General features: G+C 61.0%; 18 protein-coding genes. 11 read left to right on the top strand and 7 right to left on the bottom strand.

Translation table 11 applies throughout. The annotated features are described in order from the left end of the window. Positions 1–137: 137 nt before the first annotated feature. Positions 138–1,415 (top strand): 4-aminobutyrate--2-oxoglutarate transaminase, encoded by a 1,278-nt coding sequence (gene gabT, locus J7E41_RS02480; RefSeq protein WP_214989842.1) that lies wholly within the window; start codon positions 138–140, stop codon positions 1,413–1,415. A gap of 137 nt (positions 1,416–1,552) precedes the next feature. After that, on the top strand, positions 1,553–2,761 hold the full coding sequence (locus J7E41_RS02475) for an HDOD domain-containing protein (protein WP_214989840.1): 1,209 nt from the start codon (positions 1,553–1,555) through the stop codon (positions 2,759–2,761). Between the two features lie 2 nt (positions 2,762–2,763). Here the strand turns inward: J7E41_RS02475 and J7E41_RS02470 are convergent, their stop codons facing one another. Next, positions 2,764–3,774 carry a GGDEF domain-containing protein gene (locus tag J7E41_RS02470; RefSeq protein ID WP_214989839.1) on the bottom strand — a complete coding sequence of 337 codons (1,011 nt, stop codon included), beginning with the start codon at positions 3,772–3,774 and terminating at the stop codon, positions 2,764–2,766. Positions 3,775–4,261: 487 nt separating this feature from the next. Further along, the gene (desA, locus tag J7E41_RS02465; protein WP_214989837.1) at positions 4,262–5,446 is read right to left on the bottom strand and encodes a delta-9 fatty acid desaturase DesA; all 1,185 of its coding nucleotides are present in this window, start codon (positions 5,444–5,446) and stop codon (positions 4,262–4,264) included. Positions 5,447–5,612: 166 nt separating this feature from the next. Here desA and dibA point away from each other — a divergent pair, with 166 nt between their 5' ends. The 6 genes from dibA to J7E41_RS02435 all read left to right on the top strand — a co-directional run bounded on the left by dibA (position 5,613) and on the right by J7E41_RS02435 (position 11,895). Then, positions 5,613–7,523 carry a phosphodiesterase DibA gene (dibA, locus tag J7E41_RS02460; RefSeq protein WP_214989835.1) on the top strand — a complete coding sequence of 637 codons (1,911 nt, stop codon included), beginning with the start codon at positions 5,613–5,615 and terminating at the stop codon, positions 7,521–7,523. A 254-nt stretch (positions 7,524–7,777) separates the two neighbouring features. Beyond that, positions 7,778–7,960 carry a sulfur starvation response protein OscA gene (gene oscA / locus J7E41_RS02455; protein ID WP_003170956.1) on the top strand — a complete coding sequence of 61 codons (183 nt, stop codon included), beginning with the start codon at positions 7,778–7,780 and terminating at the stop codon, positions 7,958–7,960. 77 nt (positions 7,961–8,037) lie between these two features. Then, positions 8,038–9,048, top strand: coding sequence for a sulfate ABC transporter substrate-binding protein (locus J7E41_RS02450; RefSeq protein ID WP_214989833.1), 1,011 nt, complete (start codon positions 8,038–8,040; stop codon positions 9,046–9,048). 158 nt (positions 9,049–9,206) lie between these two features. Then, positions 9,207–10,025 (top strand): sulfate ABC transporter permease subunit CysT, encoded by an 819-nt coding sequence (gene cysT / locus J7E41_RS02445; RefSeq protein WP_155585435.1) that lies wholly within the window; start codon positions 9,207–9,209, stop codon positions 10,023–10,025. A gap of 13 nt (positions 10,026–10,038) precedes the next feature. Next, on the top strand, positions 10,039–10,911 hold the full coding sequence (cysW, locus tag J7E41_RS02440; RefSeq protein WP_155585436.1) for a sulfate ABC transporter permease subunit CysW: 873 nt from the start codon (positions 10,039–10,041) through the stop codon (positions 10,909–10,911). Between the two features lie 3 nt (positions 10,912–10,914). Further along, the gene (locus J7E41_RS02435; RefSeq protein ID WP_214989831.1) at positions 10,915–11,895 is read left to right on the top strand and encodes a sulfate/molybdate ABC transporter ATP-binding protein; all 981 of its coding nucleotides are present in this window, start codon (positions 10,915–10,917) and stop codon (positions 11,893–11,895) included. A gap of 151 nt (positions 11,896–12,046) precedes the next feature. Here J7E41_RS02435 and J7E41_RS02430 read toward each other — a convergent pair whose 3' ends face one another. Then, a complete protein-coding gene (locus tag J7E41_RS02430; RefSeq protein ID WP_214989829.1) occupies positions 12,047–12,571 on the bottom strand; it encodes a DUF962 domain-containing protein in 525 nt (174 codons plus the stop codon). Positions 12,572–12,654: 83 nt separating this feature from the next. Between J7E41_RS02430 and J7E41_RS02425 the strand changes: the two genes are divergently transcribed. Together J7E41_RS02425 and J7E41_RS02420 are read left to right on the top strand one after the other, a co-directional pair. Next, the gene (locus J7E41_RS02425; protein ID WP_214989827.1) at positions 12,655–13,341 is read left to right on the top strand and encodes a Crp/Fnr family transcriptional regulator; all 687 of its coding nucleotides are present in this window, start codon (positions 12,655–12,657) and stop codon (positions 13,339–13,341) included. Positions 13,342–13,378: 37 nt separating this feature from the next. Beyond that, positions 13,379–13,744 (top strand): response regulator, encoded by a 366-nt coding sequence (locus J7E41_RS02420; RefSeq protein WP_214989825.1) that lies wholly within the window; start codon positions 13,379–13,381, stop codon positions 13,742–13,744. A 9-nt stretch (positions 13,745–13,753) separates the two neighbouring features. Here the strand turns inward: J7E41_RS02420 and J7E41_RS02415 are convergent, their stop codons facing one another. Further along, entirely contained in the window at positions 13,754–14,758 is a 1,005-nt protein-coding gene (locus tag J7E41_RS02415) for an AraC family transcriptional regulator (RefSeq protein WP_214989823.1), read from the bottom strand. Between the two features lie 101 nt (positions 14,759–14,859). Here J7E41_RS02415 and J7E41_RS02410 point away from each other — a divergent pair, with 101 nt between their 5' ends. After that, positions 14,860–15,939 (top strand): fatty acid desaturase, encoded by a 1,080-nt coding sequence (locus J7E41_RS02410; RefSeq protein WP_214989821.1) that lies wholly within the window; start codon positions 14,860–14,862, stop codon positions 15,937–15,939. Here the strand turns inward: J7E41_RS02410 and J7E41_RS02405 are convergent. The 3 genes from J7E41_RS02405 to J7E41_RS02395 are packed head-to-tail and all read right to left on the bottom strand — an operon-like array spanning position 15,911 to position 19,946. Continuing rightward, entirely contained in the window at positions 15,911–17,521 is a 1,611-nt protein-coding gene (locus J7E41_RS02405; protein WP_214989819.1) for an arylsulfatase, read from the bottom strand. The genes J7E41_RS02410 and J7E41_RS02405 overlap by 29 nt on opposite strands. A 14-nt stretch (positions 17,522–17,535) precedes the next feature. Then, positions 17,536–18,351: an ABC transporter ATP-binding protein gene (locus J7E41_RS02400; protein ID WP_214989817.1), complete on the bottom strand. Its 816-nt coding sequence runs from the start codon at positions 18,349–18,351 to the stop codon at positions 17,536–17,538. Further along, on the bottom strand, positions 18,348–19,946 hold the full coding sequence (locus tag J7E41_RS02395; protein WP_214989815.1) for an ABC transporter permease: 1,599 nt from the start codon (positions 19,944–19,946) through the stop codon (positions 18,348–18,350). Before J7E41_RS02395 ends, J7E41_RS02400 begins: the two co-directional genes overlap by 4 nt. Between the last annotated feature and the right edge of the window lie 178 nt (positions 19,947–20,124).

The raw sequence follows: 20,124 nt of genomic DNA, 5'->3' as shown, positions 1-20,124 counted from the left end.
TTTGCGTGCTTCAACACGTTATTCGAAGTGGCCGGGAAAGCTGTGGCAGTCGATCATCGCATGCTGCCGTAGTTGCCTCCCTGCCACGTATTCCTTGGACCACGCCGCCCGATGAGCGGCGCATGAGGACTTTTTTGATGAGCAAGACCAACGCTTCTTTGATGAAACGCCGCGAAGCCGCTGTACCGCGCGGTGTTGGCCAGATTCACCCGATCTTCGCCGAGTCGGCGAAGAACGCCACCGTGACCGACGTTGAAGGTCGCGAGTTCATCGACTTCGCCGGCGGTATCGCCGTGCTGAACACCGGTCACCTGCACCCGAAAATCATCGCTGCGGTCACCGAACAGTTGAACAAGCTGACTCACACCTGCTTCCAGGTACTGGCCTACGAGCCTTACGTGGAATTGTGCGAGAAAGTGAACGCCAAGGTGCCAGGTGATTTCGCCAAGAAAACCCTGCTGGTCACCACCGGTTCCGAAGCGGTAGAAAATGCCGTGAAAATCGCCCGTGCTGCCACTGGCCGTGCTGGCGTGATCGCCTTCACCGGCGCTTACCACGGTCGCACCATGATGACCCTGGGCCTGACCGGTAAAGTCGTACCGTACTCGGCCGGCATGGGCCTGATGCCAGGCGGTATCTTCCGCGCGCTGTACCCGAACGAACTGCACGGTGTGAGCGTGGATGATTCCATCGCCAGCATCGAACGTATCTTCAAAAACGATGCCGAGCCGCGTGACATCGCCGCCATCATCATCGAGCCGGTCCAGGGCGAAGGCGGTTTCTACGTCGCACCTAAAGCCTTCATGAAGCGCCTGCGCGAACTGTGCGACAAGCACGGCATCCTGCTGATCGCCGACGAAGTGCAAACCGGCGCCGGTCGTACCGGTACCTTCTTCGCCATGGAACAGATGGGCGTTGCTGCCGACCTGACCACCTTCGCCAAATCCATTGCTGGCGGCTTCCCGCTGGCCGGTGTGTGTGGCAAGGCTGAATACATGGACGCCATCGCACCCGGCGGCCTGGGCGGTACTTACGCCGGTAGCCCGATCGCTTGCGCCGCGGCCTTGGCCGTGATGGAAGTGTTTGAAGAAGAGCACCTGCTGGACCGCTGCAAGGCGGTGGGCGAGCGTCTGGTGACCGGCCTGAAAGCCATCCAGGCCAAGTACCCGGTGATCGGTGAAGTGCGTGCCCTGGGCGCGATGATCGCGGTCGAGCTGTTCGAAGACGGCGACACCCACAAGCCCAACGCCGCAGCCGTCGCCTCCGTGGTAGCCAAGGCCCGTGACAAGGGCTTGATCCTGCTGTCCTGCGGCACCTACGGCAACGTGTTGCGCGTACTGGTGCCGCTGACCTCGCCGGACGAGCAGTTGGATAAAGGCCTGGCGATCATCGAAGAGTGCTTCTCCGAGCTGTGATCGAAGAGTGACCTGATCGACAAAAAACCCGCCTCGGCGGGTTTTTTCATGGGGGATGCTCGCTATTCAGGCGCGGTTCCTTGTACGTGGGCGGCTCCTTTGTCTAAGGTGCAAGCATTGTCGATGGAGCGTGCTGGATGACTGCTGTTGATTTACCTGCTGTGCCCCGTGTGCTGATTGCCGAGGCCGACCCCTGGTCGCGGGATCTGCTCAAGCAGGTGCTGTTGAATGTGCGCTGTGACGCGCGGCTGGATCTGTGTGCCGATGGCCAGCAAGCGGCCTTGATGCTGAGTGAGAAAACCTACGACCTGATCATTGCCGACTGGGAACTGCCCGGTGTCGACGGCTTGAGCCTGTTGCGCCGTATGCGTCAACAACGACGGTCCCCGGCGTTGCCATTTATCCTGCTCAGTACCCGCAATGACAGCGCCAGTGTGCGCGAAGCCTTGCCCCTGGCGCCGACGGCGTACCTGACCAAACCCTTGAACATGGAAGGCCTGACCCAGCGTCTGCAAGACCTGCTGCTCAACGAAGGCGAGACGGTCTATTGCGACGTCCCGGCGCTGGTGCCCGGCATGACCTTGCCGGTGTTCCTCGAGCGTCGCCGGGATACGTCTGACGGCGCGCCATTACGAGTCGACGTCAAGGTGGCTGTGCAACACAGCCTTGAGCCGGAAGGCCTGGACCTCAGGCGCCTGGAAGAACAGGTGCGGGTGGACCCGCAAATCAGCGCCGTGCTGATCGCTGCTGCCAACAGCGCCGGCCATCACGGTACGCCGGTGCAAACCCTGTCCATGGCGCTGCACAAGTTGGCCGCCGGGCAGAGCATGAACCTGATCCTCGGCCTGGCCCTCAAGCACAACGTGATCTTGAGCGACCCTGGCCTGGTGGATTACGCCGAGCGTCATTGGCAACTGTCTCAGCGCACTGCTGAATACGCCCGCTCGCTGGCGCGCATGCTCGACCTGGACCATGAGCGCTGCTACAGCGCCGGCATTCTCCATCGGTTGGGCGACCTGGCGCTGCTGCGTTGCTTGCAGGAGTGGCGCCAGGGCGGTGGGGAACTGGATGACGAATTGATTGGCGAGTCGCTCTTTACCTTCGGCGCCAGCTACGGCTCGGCGTTGCGCACCCGCTGGCGCTTGCCCTTGGAGTTGCGGCAGTTGATCGCGGCGGTTTATTCACTGGAAGGCGGGGTGTATTCCCGCGAAGCGCTGGTGATGCATATGGCTGCGCAACTGGCGCGGCTGACGGAGCATGAAGGCGTCGAGGAGCTGGCCAGGAGCAAGGCTGCGCGATTGCTCAAGGTCGGGTTGCCGGAGCTGACCCGGATGCGCAAGGTGTAGCGCTAACCCACCTTCACCTGATTCTTACCCTGGCGCTTGGCTTCATACATCGCCGTATCGGCGCGGCCAAACAGGCTGTCCAGGTTGGCATCCTCGGCGGTGAGGTTGGCCAGGCCCTGGCTGACCGTCACGCTGAAGCCTTGCTCTTCATGGCTGAAACTTAACTCCTGGATTTCGTGCCTCAACCGTTCCGCCACGTGTAACGCCATCTCCGGCGCGCAGCCGGGGAGCACGGCGGCGAACTCTTCGCCGCCAATGCGCCCGAACAGGTCGCCACGGCGTAAAACCCCTCGACCGCTCCCGGCGATGCGCTGCAGCACCTGATCGCCCTCCAGATGGCCGTAGGTGTCGTTGATGACCTTGAAGTCATCGATGTCCAGCAACAGGAACGCCAGGGGAGTGCCCTGGGCGCAAGCGCGGTCGAACTCACGGTTGGCGCATTCAAAGAAGTGCCGGCGGTTGCTGCTCTGGGTCAGCACGTCGGTGGTGGCCAGGCGGTGCAACTCCAGCTCCAACTGCTTCTTTTCGGTAATGTCCTCGGCCATGCCCACGATGATGACCGGCTGTCCGGGCTCGGCGTGCTGGTTGATATAGCACTTGTCGCTGATCCAGCGGATCTGCCCGTCTGCCGTGATGATGCGGTACTCGCGGTCTTCCACCACGCCCTTGTCCAGCACCTGGGCCAGACTGTGCTCGGCATAGTCGAGGTCTTCGGGGTGGATGCTGTTGCGCCATTCCCGATAATCGGTCAGCAGCAAACCTGCCATACGTCCGAAAACTCGCTCGTAGGCCGGGCTGACGTACAGCACACGACGGGTTTCCCATTCGATTGCCCAGAGCACGGCATTCACGCTGACCAGCAGCGAACTCAGCAATTGCTCACGTTCGCTCAGGCGTTCCACTTCGCCTTGGGCATGCATCAGGGCCAGCAAGGTAGCGGCCGCAGCCGGGCGTGGTTGTTCAACCGTGGGCGGGGAGGATGTCGTTGTTGAGGTGGTCGTATCGTGGACCATCAGCACAAGTCTCTCTGGGCGTGCCGCAGTATCGGACCGCGGTCACAACAAGGCTCGCCAGGATGACGAAGCGTTGCTTGAGAGGAGGGATTTGCAGCGAAGTTCCGTTATCGAGGGGCGAATGGGCGGGATAACGAGGTGCCTGTGAAATGGCGTCAAAAACCTGTAGGCGCCCCGGAGATACCGGGCCTACGTAGCCTCGCTGGGGCTCGACAACTGCTACGGGGGGGACGTTGGTGGATGAGGTCGTAGCTTGGCGAGGCTGCGTTGGGAGCGGCTTGGCTTGGGAGTGGTAGCGCGGCGTACGTAGCCTCGCTGGGGCTCGACAACTGCTACGGGGGGGACGCTGATGGATGAGGTCGTAGCAGCTGTCGAGCCTTGGCGAGGCTGCGTAGGCCGCACCGCAGTCATCGAGCCTAAAACCGCGTCGTCCTTGACGCAGCCTCACTAAAGCTCAACAGCTATTACGGATGTGCCGGCTTGGCGTTTAGACCTTGGCAGGCCGTAACGAATAGGTTTTCAACTGATGGGCAAAATCACGCAGGGATTGAATCCCGCTGGCCTCGGCCTCGTGGACCCATTCCTTGATCGCCGCCAGCATGTCATGCCCGTTGGTGCTGGTCTTGAGCCAGATCTGTTGCAGCGCCAGGCGTTTCTCGTAGATCACTTTCAGCGCCTGGCTGTGCTCCAGCATGCGTTGGATGCGCACATGGTGACGGTCATCCAGCAGGCTGGTTTCCCGTGACAGCAGTCGCTTGGCGCGATGGAATTGGTGACGGACCGAGTGATCGACCTTCTCCAGCTCCTGCTTGACCAGCGGCGCGATCACCAACTTGCGGTACTGGGCCATGATCTGGAAACGGTTGTTGAGGATCGCCATGGCGGTGTCCATGTCCAGGTGGCCCTTGCCTTCGACCCGGTGGGCGATAGGTGCAACCCGCTGGACCTTGGCCAAGCGCAGGAAGCTGAACACTTTGATCCAGGCCCAGCCCAGGTCGAACTCCCATTTCTTCACCGACAGCTTGGCGGAGTTGGGGTAGGTGTGATGGTTGTTATGCAGCTCTTCGCCACCGACGATAATGCCCCAGGGAATCAGGTTGGTCGCCGCGTCCCGGCATTCGAAGTTGCGATAGCCGACCGCATGGCCCAGGCCGTTGATCACGCCGGCGGCCCAGAACGGGATCCACATCATCTGGACCGCCCAGATGGTGATGCCGATGGTGCCGAACAGCAGCAGGTCAATGACGCCCATGATGGCGATGCCCAGCAGGGGGAAACGGGTGTAGAGGTTGCGTTCGATCCAGTCTTCCGGGCAGTTCTTGCCGTAGATACGCAGTGTTTCGGGGTTTTCCGCCTCGGCGCGGTACAGTTCGGCGCCTTTGCGCAGGACAGTGGACAGGCCCTTGATCACCGGGCTGTGGGGATCGTCGACGGTTTCGCACTTGGCGTGGTGTTTACGGTGGATGGCGGTCCACTCGCGGGTGTTCTGCGCCGTGGTCAGCCACAGCCAGAAGCGGAAGAAGTGTTTCAGGCCGGCATTAAGCTCCAGGGAGCGATGGGCTGAATAGCGGTGCAGATAGACCGTGACGCCAACAATGGTCACGTGGGTCATCAACAGGGTGACTGCCACCAATTGCCAAGGCGACAAGTCAAGAAAACCGTTGTACCACATAGGCTGTATGGCCCTCAGATAAAGAAAAAAACAGCTCACGCATTATCACTAAGCCCACAGATAAAACCAGTCGCCCTTTCAGATAGGAGTGACTGGATGTTTCTTATTCTATAATCCGTAACCTTTGTAGGGCGAATCTGGTTTTTTAGTAAGGATTACTAGCCATATGCTGTTTTCATACCGAGGTGCCCTATGCGCAGGGCTGTTGTACCTGCTGGTTTCTATTGTTTGGATACAACTCAGTCAGCACCTATTGATCAATCTTCTCGATGAACCGCTGAAAATTATCCACTGGCAACTGATCCGTGGTTACGCGTGGATAGTACTCAGTGCGCTGGTGATTTTTCTCCTCTGCACCCGTTTTGCCCGGGCGAACCTGATCCAGCAGCCCCTGAAGGAGAACCGCGAACGCCTGCGCCAGGCTGCAGCGGTGTTCGATTGCACCCGCGAAGGGGTATTGGTCACCGATATCCAGGGCCTGATTGTTCACGTTAACCGGGCCTTTATCGAAATTACCGGCTATCGGCGTGAAGACGTGCTGGGCCATCGCCCCAGTCTGTTCAAGTCAGGGCGCCATTCGGTCAGTTTCTATCAGCAGATGTTTCAGACTCTGGAGCGCTGCGGCGAATGGAGCGGCGAGATCTGGAACCGCCGCAAGAGCGGCGAAATTTATCCACAGTGGCAAACGATCCGGGTCGTGCGCGATGACCAGGGCCAGGTCAGCCACTACGTCGCGGTGTTCTCCGACATCAGTGCGATCAAGCATTCCGAGCACGAACTGGCGCACCTGGCTCACCACGATCCGCTGACCAACCTGCCCAACCGCCTGTTGTTCACCGACCGTGCCGAGCAGGCGCTGGCGTCGGCGCAAGTGCACAAGCGAGGCTGCGCATTGCTGCTGATCGACCTCGACCATTTCAAAATCATCAATGACAGCCTAGGCCACAATGTGGGCGACCAGTTGCTCAAGGTCGTGGGCGAGCGCCTGCAAGGTTTGTTCGGCCCAGGTGTCACCCTTGCGCGTCTGGGGGGCGATGAGTTCGCAGTACTGGCGGAAAGTTGTCCACAGGTGGCCCAGGCCGCCGTCTTGGCACAGCGAATCCTCGATGCGATGAAAGAACCGTTCATCTTCGACGGCCACCAGCTGTTTATCAGCGCCAGCATTGGCATCAGCCTGTTTCCCAGCGATGCCTTGAGCGCCGAGCAGTTGTTGCGCAACGCTGACTCTGCGCTGTTCAAGGCCAAGAGCGTCGGCCGCGAAGGTTATGCCTTGTACACCGAAGAACTCACCGCCCACGCCCAGCACCGGGTGGAAATCGCCAATGAGTTACGCCGCGCCCTCGACCAGCAGGAACTGCGGGTTTACTACCAGCCAGTACACGACCTGCAGAGCAGCCACCTGATCGGCGTCGAAGCCCTGGTGCGCTGGCAGCACCCGGAACGCGGCCTGGTGCCGCCGGCGGAGTTTATCCCGATCGCCGAACGCACCGGGCTGATTGCCGAGATCGATGCCTGGGTCATGGATCAGGCCTGTCGCCAGATGTGCCAATGGCTGGCCGACGGGGTGCCCTTGTCCTTCCTCGCCGTGAATGTCTCCAGCCGTCTGTTCGCCCGGCGTGAGCTGTACGAACAAGTGGCCAAGGTGCTGCATGACACCGGCCTGGATCCGGCCTTTCTGGAGCTGGAAGTCACTGAAAGCGCGGTGATGGACGACCCGGAAGTCGCCCTTGAACAACTGCATCGCCTGCGGGAACTGGGCTTGCGCCTGGCCATCGACGACTTTGGCACCGGTTATTCGTCACTGCTGCGCCTCAAACGCCTGCCGGTGCAGAAGCTCAAGATCGACCAAGGGTTCGTGGCGGGGCTGCCGTGGGATGAAGATGACGCAGCGATTGTTCGCGTGGTCATTGCCTTGGCGCAGAGCATGGGTATGCAGGTGCACGCCGAGGGGATCGAACAGGTGGAGCAGGCGCGGTTCCTGTTGGACCACCAGTGTGATCTGGGTCAGGGCTATTGGTTTGGCCGGCCGATGCCGGCTCATGAAATTGATTGGCAAAGAGCGCCTGCAATCCTGTAGCCGCTGCCGAGGTACGAGGCTGCGATGCGGTCCGCAGGACCGCCCGTCAGGGCCTGCTTCGCAGTCCATCGCAGCCTCGTGCCTCGGCAGCGGCTACAAAAGGGTGCAAGCCTCTGTCTAATCAGAAAATTCTTTCTGGTTATATAAACATTCTTAAATAGTATTTTTAAGAATATCCGCGCTTATCTACTATCGCCCTCACGCCGCAAGCAGTGCCGCCACTGCCAGGCACTTCTCATTTCAGGAGCACCACCATGAGCGCATCTCTACGTAGCGTTGACGGCCAGGACGAAGCAGCCATTTTGCGCGAGATCCAGAGCGCTCTGCGCGATCTGCGGTTTGGCGCGGTGGAAATCACTGTGCATAACGCCCAAGTGGTACAGATCGAACGCAAAGAGAAATTCCGTCTGCAAAACCCGGGTAACAAACCGAGCTAAAGCAGAATCGGCGATTCGATTGCTAGACCCGCACTTATAAGAAAAAGCCAACACGAAAGAATTTCAGGAGCTTCTCTATGTCGTCGATTCGCCGTTATGCCCTGGCAGCACTGGCCAGTGCCGTGTTTGCCGGTTCCGCTGTTGCCAAGGATTACGAGTTGCTCAACGTTTCGTACGATCCGACCCGTGAGCTGTACCAGGACTACAACGCCGAATTCACCAGTTTCTGGAAGAAAGAGCACCCAGGCGACAACGTCAAGATCCAGCAATCCCACGGTGGCTCGGGCAAACAAGGCCGTGCGGTAATCGATGGCCTGCGCGCCGACGTAGTGACCCTGGCCCTGGCCGGCGACATCGACGAAATTGCCAAATTGGGCAAGACCCTTCCGGAAAACTGGCAGACCCGCCTGCCGGACGCGAGCACGCCTTACACCTCCACCATCGTGTTCCTGGTGCGCAAGGGCAACCCTAAAGGCATCAAGGACTGGGGCGACCTGATCAAGCCAGACGTCTCCGTCATTACCCCGAACCCGAAAACCTCCGGCGGTGCTCGCTGGAACTTCCTCGCCGCCTGGGCCTATGGCCTCAAAGCCGGTGGCAGCGAAGCCAAGGCTCAGGAATACGTGAAAGCGCTGTTCAAGCACGTACCGATCCTGGATACCGGCGCTCGCGGTTCGACCATCACCTTCGTCAACAACGGTCAGGGTGACGTGTTGCTGGCCTGGGAAAACGAAGCCTTCCTGGCCTTGAAGGAAGATGGCGGCGCCGACAAGTTCGACATCGTCGTGCCGTCCCTGTCGATCCTCGCCGAACCGCCAGTGGCGGTGGTCGACAAGAACGCCGAGAAAAAGGGCAACACCGAAATCGCCACCGCGTACCTCAAACACCTGTACAGCCCGGCTGGTCAGGAGATCGCGGCCAAGAACTTCTACCGCCCGCGTGACAAGGAAGTCGCTGCCAAGTACGCCCAGCAGTTCCCGAAACTGGAGCTGGTGACTATCGACAAAGACTTCGGCGGCTGGAAAACTGCCCAACCGAAATTCTTCAATGACGGTGGCGTGTTCGACCAGATCTACACTGCCCAGTAAGAGCGAGCTTGCTCGCGAAAACGCATAGGCGACGCGGGCAACCAGGTAGCACTGCGTTATCGTTGACGTTCTTCGCGGGCAAGCCCGCTGCTACAGGGATCAGTAGCCCGCATTCGTTTGCGGGCTTTGCATGTCCGTTCCGTTAACCAAGGACTTTTATGTCGCGTCGTATCTCCCCCGTCATACCCGGCTTCGGGCTGACGCTGGGCTACACCTTGGTGTACCTCAGCCTGATTGTGCTCATCCCCCTGGCGGCGATGTTCGTCCACGCCGCCCAACTCACCTGGGATCAGTTCTGGGCGATTATTTCCGCACCGCGGGTGCTGGCGGCGTTGAAGCTGAGCTTCGGCACCGCGTTGTACGCCGCAATTATCAACGGCGTGATCGGCACGCTGCTGGCCTGGGTGCTGGTGCGCTACACCTTCCCCGGACGCAAGATCATCGATGCGATGATCGACCTGCCGTTCGCCTTGCCCACCGCCGTGGCCGGTATCGCGCTCACCGCGCTGTACACGCCGACCGGTCTGGTGGGGCAGTTCGCCGCCGACCTGGGCTTCAAGATCGCTTACACCCCATTGGGCATCACCCTGGCGCTGACCTTCGTCACGCTGCCTTTCGTGGTGCGTACCGTGCAGCCAGTACTGGCCGATATCCCCCGTGAAATCGAAGAAGCCGCCGCCTGCCTGGGTGCCAAACCGTTGCAGGTGTTCCGCTACATCCTGGTACCGGCGCTGCTGCCGGCCTGGCTGACCGGTTTTGCCCTGGCCTTTGCCCGTGGCGTTGGCGAGTACGGTTCGGTGATTTTCATCGCGGGCAATATGCCGATGAAAACCGAGATCCTGCCGCTGCTGATCATGGTCAAGCTCGATCAATACGACTACACCGGCGCTACTTCCATCGGCGTGCTGATGCTGGTGGTTTCCTTTGTCCTGCTGCTGCTGATCAACTTGTTGCAGCGGCGCATCGAAACCCCATAAGGAGGCGCGGAACATGTCCCAATCGTCTATTACCGCCGCGTCTTCGGCCAACGCTGCCCGTCGTGGCAGCGCGGTGTCTCGACGTATCCTGATCAGCCTTGGCTGGCTGATCTTCGCGTTGTTCCTGCTGCTGCCGCTGTTTATCGTGGTGTCCCAAGGCCTGAAGCTCGGCCTGGGGGCATTCTTCGCCGCGATCTTCGAGCCCGATGCACTGTCGGCACTGAAACTCACGGTGATCGCCGTGCTGATTTCGGTGCCGCTCAATGTGGTCTTCGGCGTCAGCGCCGCCTGGTGCGTGAGCAAGTACTCGTTCCGTGGCAAGAGTATGCTGGTGACGCTGATCGACCTGCCGTTCTCGGTCTCGCCGGTGATCGCCGGTCTGGTCTACGTGCTGATGTTTGGTGCCCAGGGGTTCTTCGGCCCGTGGCTGCAAGACCATGACATTCAGATCGTCTTCGCCTTGCCGGGCATCGTGCTGGCGACGATCTTCGTCACCGTGCCGTTCGTGGCCCGGGAGCTGATCCCGTTGATGCAGGAGCAGGGCACCCAGGAAGAAGAGGCCGCGCGCCTGCTAGGCGCCAATGGCTGGCAGATGTTCTGGCACGTTACCGTACCGAACATCAAATGGGGCCTGATCTACGGCGTGGTGCTGTGTACCGCGCGGGCGATGGGTGAGTTTGGCGCGGTGTCGGTGGTGTCCGGGCACATTCGTGGCGTCACCAACACCCTGCCGCTGCACGTCGAGATTCTCTACAACGAATACAACCACGTCGCCGCGTTTGCGGTGGCGAGCCTGTTGCTGATCCTGGCGCTCTTCATCCTGCTGCTCAAGCAGTGGAGCGAGAACCGTATCAACCGCCTGCGCGCCAGTGCAGCTGAGGAATAACGCATGTCCATCGAAGTCCGTAATGTCAGCAAGAACTTCAACGCCTTCAAGGCCCTGGACAGCATCAGCCTGGATATCCAGAGCGGCGAGCTGGTGGCGTTGCTCGGCCCGTCCGGCTGCGGCAAGACCACCTTGCTGCGCATCATTGCCGGCCTGGAAACCCCGGATGCCGGCAACATCGTGTTCCACGGCGAAGACGTCTCCGGCCACGACGTGCGTGATCGCAACGTCGGTTTTGTGTTTCAGCATTACGCGTTGTTCCGCCACATGACGGTGTTCGACAACGTCGCGTTCGGCCTGCGCATGAAACCGAAAAACCAGCGCCCCACCGAAAGCCAGATCGCGACCAAGGTTCACGAGCTGCTGAACATGGTGCAACTGGATTGGTTGTCCGATCGTTATCCGGAACAACTCTCCGGTGGCCAGCGTCAGCGTATCGCCTTGGCCCGCGCCTTGGCGGTGGAGCCCAAAGTACTGCTGCTCGACGAGCCGTTCGGTGCCCTGGATGCCAAGGTCCGTAAAGAGCTGCGTCGCTGGCTGGCACGCCTGCACGAAGACATCAACTTGACCTCGGTATTCGTGACCCACGACCAGGAAGAAGCCATGGAAGTGGCTGACCGTATCGTGGTGATGAACAAGGGGGTGATCGAGCAGATCGGCTCACCGGGCGACGTCTACGAAAACCCGGCCAGCGATTTTGTTTACCACTTTCTCGGTGACTCCAACCGCTTGCATCTTGGGGAGGACAAGCACGTGTTGTTCCGCCCGCATGAGGTGTCGCTGTCGCGCCATGAACTGGAAGATCACCATGCGGCCGAAGTGCGGGATATTCGTCCACTGGGTGCGACGACTCGGGTGACGTTGAAAGTCGAAGGCCAGAGCGAGCTGATCGAGGCTGAGGTGGTGAAAGACCACGACAGCCTGACCGGTTTGGCGCGGGGCGAGACGTTGTTCTTCAAACCGAAGGTCTGGCAGAAGGCCTGAGACGGCAGCTCCCGAAAAACGTTGTAGCCGCTGCCGAGGCACGAGGCTGCGATGCGTGTCCGCAGGACCGCCCTAGGGGTCTGCTTCGTCGGAATGCCGCACCAAACCCATCGCAGCCTCGTGCCTCGGCAGCGGCTACAACCGCTTCGCTTTAGACCGCGGCGTGCTTGCCCCTGACTGCCACCGGCCCGGAACGCTCTTCAATCTGCTGCTTGAGGTCGTGCCGCAAACCCAACAGAAACGCCAGCTCTGCGACGACAAACAACGGCCCGACAATCAGCCCTGACACGTCATCGACAAACGCCGGTTTGCGCCCTTCGTAGTAATGACCGACAAACTGGATCACCCAGCCCACCACAAACATCCCGATGCCGCTGCCGAGCCACACCAGGGTGCTTTGGGCGGCGAGTGCGTGGCCGAGCCATACGGACAAGCCCATCAATACCGTCATCAGCGCGCCAAGCGCCAGTTCCAGGCGCAGGTAGAACCCGGCCGAGAACAACGCCAGCAACACGGCTGGCGACAGCCAGAGGCCAGCCACCGACCATTCGGGGCGCGAGAGCAAGACGGCCACGGCCACCACGATCAGCGGAATGCCGATGAAGTGGCTGGCGATATTGCGCGGGTCGCGGTGGTAGGCGGCGTATTGACTGAGGTGGTCGACGAGGCTTTTCATTGTTATTCCTCCTGTAGGATGTTTGATCATGCCCTGTAAGCCTGTGGCGAACTGTCAACTGGGCGACAATCTTCGGAGTTCTCATGGACGCAGAGAAATGGCATGCACGGCTGTCCACCGGCCACTGGTACAGCCATCTGCCTGCTGCCTTTCAGAATAGTTTGTGCAAGCAGGGCAGGTTGCGACAGCTGACCGCTGGCCAGTATTTGTTCAAGCGCGGGGACCCGCCTTGCGGGCTGTATGCGGTGCTGGATGGCAGCGTGCGCATCAGCGCGGTGAGCGAACAGGGCAAGGAGGCGGTGTTGAGCCTGGTGGAGCTGCCACACTGGTTTGGCGAGATTTCCGTGTTCGACGGTTTGCCCCGCACCCATGACGCTTGTGCCGTCGGGCCCTGCACCCTGTTGCAAGTGCCGCAGCCGGCGATGCTGCAGATCCTCGAAGCGCACCCGCGTTACTGGCGTGACATGGCCCTGCTGATGAGCCAGAAACTGCGCCTGACCTTTATCAATATCGAACAACTGAGCCTGATGCCAGCGTCGGTGCGCGTTGCGCACCGCCTGCTGATGATCGCCGAAGGCTACGGCGAGATCGAACAGGCGCGGCGAATACTGCAACTGCCCCAGGAGGACCTGGCAGTCATGTTGAGCCTGTCACGCCAGACCACCAACGCCTTGCTCAAGGATCTGCAAGGCCAGGGCATTGTGCGCCTGGGCTATGGCGAGATCGAAATCCTCGACGTGCAGCGGTTACGCGAGGCAGCGCACGCCTGAGGGTGTTAGCCTGCGGTCCTATTATTCGAGGTGTGTTATGCGTGTGCTGTTAGTGGAACACGAGTCGGAGACGGCCGAGTGGATGGGCAAGCGTCTGGAGGAGGCCAGTTACACGGTGGAGGTGGCGGCCAATGGCATGGCGGCCCTGCGCTTTGTCGAAAGCACCGAGTACGACCTGGTGATCCTCGATGTGATGCTGCCGGGGCTGAATGCCTGGAAACTGCAGCAGGCGATTCGGCTGAAGGGTGAGACACCGGTGTTGTTCCTGACCACGCCCGATGGCATTGAAGACCGTTTGCGTGGGCTGGAATTGCATGAGGATGATTACCTGCTCAAGCCGTTCGATGCCAAGGGTTTGGTGGCGCGGGTGAGGAAGTTGCTGCGGCGCGACCGGGCGCGGTGAGAAACCTGTTTATCGCAACCCATCCCGAAACTGCCCCGGCGTGATCCCGGTCCAGCGCTTGAACGCCCGATTGAAGCTGCTGGTATCGGCAAATCCAAGTAAGTGACTGACTTGCGCCAACGAGCACTGGGGATCGCGCAGGTGCAACAGCGCCAGATTCTCACGGCATTCATTGAGCAGCGCATCAAACCGACACCCTTCATCCGCCAAATGCCGCTGCAAGCTGCGCAAACTCAAATGCAAGGTCTGGGCAATGCGCTCGGCACTGGGCTCACCCTCGGGCAACTGCGCTTCGATGGCCGCGCGTACCTTGCGCTCCCAGGTCAGCGGTTGCAGTTGGGCGAGGGTGCGCTTGAGCACCGTTTCATTGTGTTCGGCCAGTTCCGGGTTGGCATCGTCCAGGTGGCTGTCGAAGTCGCTGGCGGCGAACTCCAGGCGATCCTCATTGGCGCCGAAAAACACCGGGGAACGAAATACTGTGTACCAGGGCTTGGGATCTGCCGGTTCCGGACGTCTCAAATACACCGCCAGCGGCGCATAGTCGCGGCCCAAACGGTTGCGGCAGGTGCGCACGTAAATCGCCGCGAAGGCATCGATGGCTTCAAGCGCCGGCGCCGGGCTGTTGCTGGGCTGCAGCAGGTGCAAGCAGTAACGCTCACCTGTTCGACTAAGCTCCAGCATCAGCGCGTCGCTGACGACTGGGTGGTAGCGCACGATTCGCTCGAATACTTCCCGCAGGCTGCCGCTGGCCACCAACGCATAGCCCAGGGCATGGAAGGTGGTGGGGCTGACGAAACGTGACACCCGCAAGCCAATGGCCGGATCGCCGCTGGCCTGCACTGCCAGTTCCCACAGGCGCGTGGTGGCCGACAGTGGGTAGCGGGCATTGGGATCGTCCATCTGCTGAGGGGCGAGCCCGGCTTGCACGCACAGCGCTGCACTGTCGAGGCCCAGGGCATCGAGTTGCTTGCGCAAGGCGCGGGTCCAACTGGCGAGGGAAGTGGGTTCAGTCATGTTAATTGGCGCTTGCGGTCAACAGGTTGGCGTGCCGAGCTAGCGTCCTGCCAGATCGCATAGGGCAGGATGTACGCATCAATAAGTAAGAGGATGGAAGCATGGACGGTACTTCTGCAAGTCCCCAGCGGATGAACGCACAACAGCGTTCAGCGCATATCCGTGAAGTGGTGCTCGCCGAAGGCGTGAAATTGCGCCAGCGCCACCCCTGGCTACGGCATCAGGACGCCCTGGGCGCGGGGATCCTGGCGTTTGCCTTGCTCGGCATGATCGGCTCTGCGGCGTTGTATATCACCGGCCATATGGCGTGGTGGGTGTGCCTGCTGCTCAATGCCTTCCTGGCGTCGCTGACCCATGAGCTTGAACACGACCTGATCCACAGCATGTACTTTCGCAAGCAACGCCTGCCCCACAACTTGATGATGGGCCTGGTCTGGCTGGCGCGACCAAGCACCATCAATCCGTGGGTACGCCGGCATATTCACCTCAATCACCACAAGGTGTCGGGCACTGAAACCGATATCGAAGAGCGGGCGATCACCAACGGCGAACCCTGGGGCATTGCCCGGTTGCTGATGGTGGGCGACAACATCATGTCGGCGCTGATCCGCGTGTTGCGGGCGCCGTCCTGGCAGCAAAAACTGAACATCCTCAAGCGTACGGCGTTGGTCTACGCACCGCTGGCGCTGCTGCATTGGGGCGCGTGGTATGTGTTCCTGGGGTTTCACGCCACCAATGGCATCGCCAGCCTGCTGGGCATGCCGATCGAGTGGTCAGCGGGCACCTTGTCGGTGATGCAGGTTATCGACATCGCGGCGGTGGTGATCATCGGCCCCAACGTGTTGCGCACTTTCTGCCTGCACTTTGTCAGCTCCAACATGCACTACTACGGCGATGTGGAGCTGGGCAATGTGATCCAGCAGACCCAGGTGCTGAACCCGTGGTGGTTGTGGCCGTTGCAAGCGTTCTGCTTCAACTTCGGCAGCACCCATGGCATCCACCACTTTGTGGTCAAGGAACCGTTCTACATCCGGCAGATGACCGTCAAAGTGGCGCACAAGGTGATGGCCGACATGGGCGTGCGCTTCAACGACTTCGGGACCTTTGCCCGGGCCAATCGGTTTGAGCGCACCACGGATTCGTCCGTGATGGTTAATCCGGCTGAAACGGCGACGCGCTGAGCACCACGCCGGTTTCTTCGACGTACTGTTGCCAGTGGCCGATCAAGGTGGTCAGTTTCTCCGGGTGGCTTTGGGCGAGGTCATGAATCTCGCCCGGGTCCTGGCCCAGGTCATACAGTTGCCAGGTTGCCGGCCCCACGGGGCCTGGGATGTACACGGCTTTCCATTGGCCCTGGCGAATCGCCCTGCGCCCGAACAGCTCCCAGCCGGTGACGGTGTGTTCGTCGTGCACCTGCTCGGTCTCGCCGGACAGGAACCCCAGCCACGACTTACCCCGCAGCGGTGCCACCGGTTTGCCGCGCCACTGCTTGCCGGGATGACGCACGCCGGCCAGATCAAGAATGGTCGGCGTGATGTCCATCACCGTGCCGAAGCCATGGCTGATCTGCCCCTTGAGTGACAGTTGGGGGTAATGCACCAGCGCCGGCACTCGAATCCCGCCCTCGGTGGTAAACGCCTTGAACAGTCGTGACGGCGCCGTCGCCACCTGGGCCCAGGATGGCCCATACCAGACGTAGGAATTGGCGCGGCCGATGTTCTCAAGGCGGTTGTCGTAATGCTGGTTGAGGTAGGTCAAAAGCTCTGGCCCGAACTTGGGAAAGGCTTCCAGCAGGGCGCCTTCAGCGCCGTTGTCGGACATGAACAGAATGAAGGTGTTGTCCAATTGCCCCTGTTGGCGCAGGTACTCCACCACCCGCCCGATATTCCAGTCCATGCGCTCGACCATCGCCGCATACACTTCCATGGCCCGCGCCGACACCTGGCGCTGTTCGTCGCTCAGGGCAGCCCATTGGGTATTGAGTTCGATCAGCGGATGGGGCTCGACATCAGCGTCGATCAAGCCCAGCGCCTTGAGTTTTTCCAGGCGTTCCAGGCGCAGCACTTCGGGGCCGGCGTCATAGCGGCCACGGTACTTGTCGACAACCTCGACGGGGGCCTGCAATGGCCAGTGGGGTGCGGAAAACGGCAGGTAGGCGAAGAACGGTCGGGTCTGGTCGCGCTCCTTGAGGTACTGCAGCAGCTTGTCGCCAAAGGCGTCGGAGGAATAGAAGTCCTTGGGCAGTTGCTCGACGAAGGTGTCGTCTTCGATGTACAGCGCGGGCGTGGATTTGAGCAGGCCTGGCGTGCTGTCGTCATAGGTTGGCTCGAAGCCATAGTGATTGGCCGCCCCCGGCAACAGTGAAAACGAGCGCTCGAAACCCCGGGCGTGGGGTGCCAGTTCGGCGGTCAGGCCCAGGTGCCATTTACCGCTCATCAACGTCTGGTAGCCGGCGTCCCGCAGCAGTTCCGGCAGGGCCACCACCTTGTCGTTGAGGTAGCCCTCGTACCCCGGTTTGCCGATCAGTTCCGGCGTCAGCGCCTCGGCCATGGTGCCGATGCCAGCAATGTGGTGATCGGTGCCGGTCAGCAGCATCGAACGGGTCGGCGAACAGGTGGGTGCGGTGTGAAAATCCGTCAGGCGCAGGCCGTTCAGGGCCAGGGCGTCCAGGTGCGGCGTGGCGATTTCCCCACCAAAGGCTCCCAGGTCGGAGAAGCCCATGTCATCGGCCAGGATCACTAAAAAGTTGGGACGTTGCGGCATCAAGGCGCTCCTCATTAGCAGGCAATAAAGGCCAGCGGAAGGTCGCGGATCTGCTCGCGCACCGGTGGCTGGTAATGGTCGTCGCTGATCAGTTCGTGCAGCAGTTCTTCACGCAGTTGATGGAAGTCGAAACTGCTGCGCTGGCGGGGATGAGGCAGGGCGATGTCCACCACCTGCTTGATCCGTCCGGGGCGGGGCTCCATCACCACCACGCGGTCGGCGAGGAAAATCGCTTCCTCCACATCGTGGGTCACCAGCACCGTGGTGATTTTTGCTCGGGCACGGATTGCCAGGAGTTCGTCTTGCATCTGCTGGCGGGTCAGGGCATCCAGGGCGCCGAAAGGTTCGTCCAGCAGCAGAATACGTGGGCTGGCCACCAGGCCGCGGGCGATCGCCACCCGTTGCGCCATGCCACCGGACAGTTGATGCGGGTAGGCGCGGGTGAAATCGGTGAGCCCTACCAGCTCGATAAAATCGCCGATACGCCGTTTGCGTTCGGCGTCGCTCAACGGTTCGTTAACCAGGCCCAGGCCGATGTTTTCTTCCACGGTCAGCCAGGGGAATAAACGGTGTTCCTGGAACACGATGCCGCGTTCGCCGCCGATACCGCTTACCGCCTTGCCATCTACGCGGATCTCGCCGCGAAACTGCGTATCCAGGCCCACCAGCAGTCGCAGCAGGGTGGATTTGCCACAGCCGCTGGAGCCGACAATGGCGACGAATTCGCCCTCGGCGATGTCCAGGTTGAATTCGCGAATGGCTTCCAGTTCGAAGCCGTCGACGTCGAAGGTCTTGCCCACGTGATTGAAGCTGACAATAGGTGCAGTCATGCGTGTCTCCAGCGCGTGGCGCGGGTTTCGATGTGTTGGCCGATCAGGTTGAGGGCCGCGCCGGTGAGGCCCACCAGCAGCATGCCGCTCATGATTAAGTCCATGCGCAGCAACTGTTGGGCGCCGATCATCAGGCTGCCAATACCACCGTTGGACGGCATGAAATATTCGGCGCCGATGGTGCCCAGCCAGGCGTAGATCAGGCTCAGGCGCAGCCCGGCGAAAATCCCTGCCGCCGCGCCCGGCAACACCAGGCGCCGCAACCGCTGGCCCAGGCTCAGACGCAGGACTTGCGCGGCTTCATTGAGTTGTGGCGACAGGTTCACCACGCTGCGTTGGGTGGCGATAAACAATGGGAAGAAGGCGGCGAGCGCGATGAACACCCACTTGGCCAGTTCACCCAGGCCAAACCAGGCAGTGAGCAACGGCACCCAGGCGAAAATCGCGATCTGACGCAGGGCGGCGAGCGTTGGGCCGAGCACCCGTTCACTGGTGCGTGACAGGCCAAGCAGTAACCCCAAGGCAAAGCCGAGGCCGCCGCCGAGGATCAATCCGCCCAAGGTGCGCTCCAGGCTCAAGCCCAAGGCGCTGACCAGGCTGCCATCCTGCACGCCGGCGGCCGCGGTTTGCAGCACTGCCCAAGGGCTGATCAGAATGTTCGGGTCCACCCAGTCCTGCTGCGTTGCCACCTGCCACAGCGCCAGCAAACTCAGGGGCAGCAACCACGGTTGCAGGCGTTGCCAGCCTTGATAGCGTGGGCCGCGCCGGATCTGCGCGGTGGCGGGATGCGGCCAGTGCACCCACTTGCGATCCAGCCAGCCGATTCCACGATCCATCACCACGCCCAGCACACCGATGACCACGATGCAGACGAAGACGATATCGAGCATGAACAACTGCCGCGCCCACACCATCAGGTACCCGATGCCTTCGCTGGACGCCAACAGTTCCACCGCCAGTAACGATGTCCAACCGGCGGCCAGCGCCAACCGCACGCCGGCCATGAAGGCGGGCAGCGCAGCAGGCAGGATCAGGCGGCGGATCAACAGGTGAGCGGGTAAACGCAAGACGCGCGCGGCTTCACGCAAAGCGGGCTGGGCATCGCGTACGCCCACCAGGGTATGCAGGGTGACCGGCACCACAATCGCCTTCACCAGCACCACCAGCTTGAGGGTTTCGCCGATGCCGAAAAACACCATGAACAGCGGAATCCAGGCCAGGGTCGGTACTTGCGACAAGGCGCTGAACGTTGGGAACACCAGGCGCTCGGCCCGGGCACTGAAGCCCAGCAACGCGCCCAATAACGCCCCGGCGCTGACGCCCGCCAACAAGCCCCAGAACAGCCGTTGCAAGCTGACCGCCAGGTGACTCCACAACTCGCCGCCCGCCAGTTCCACGGCGCTGCTCCAGACCAGTGAAGGCGCCGGCAGAATCTGTTCGCTCATCCAGTGATTACGGCTGGCCAGCCACCACAGGGCAAACAGTGCGACGGGCAGCAGCCAGGGCAACAGGCGTTGGCTCAGGTGTGGCCAACGTGGTGGCGTACCTTGGGCCGGGGCCGTCAGCGGCAGGCTCAACAGCGAGATTCGGGCCATGGATGACCTCCGTTGTCCGGTGGGGCTTATGTGTTTTTGGTCTTATAAACAAAAAATCAATACGATTGAGGGATAAGAAAAACCATTTAAAGCCTCTGCCTGACACGCATCCAATGCATTCGGAGAATATTTTCCATGCTGTGGATGCATAGCCCTCTGGAGCCTGCGTATTGGCTCG

Origin of the sequence: Pseudomonas fluorescens, from assembly GCF_018614655.1 — a bacterium.
Taxonomy (GTDB): domain Bacteria; phylum Pseudomonadota; class Gammaproteobacteria; order Pseudomonadales; family Pseudomonadaceae; genus Aquipseudomonas; species Aquipseudomonas fluorescens_BX.
This window is presented reverse-complemented; position numbering and strand designations above follow the sequence as displayed.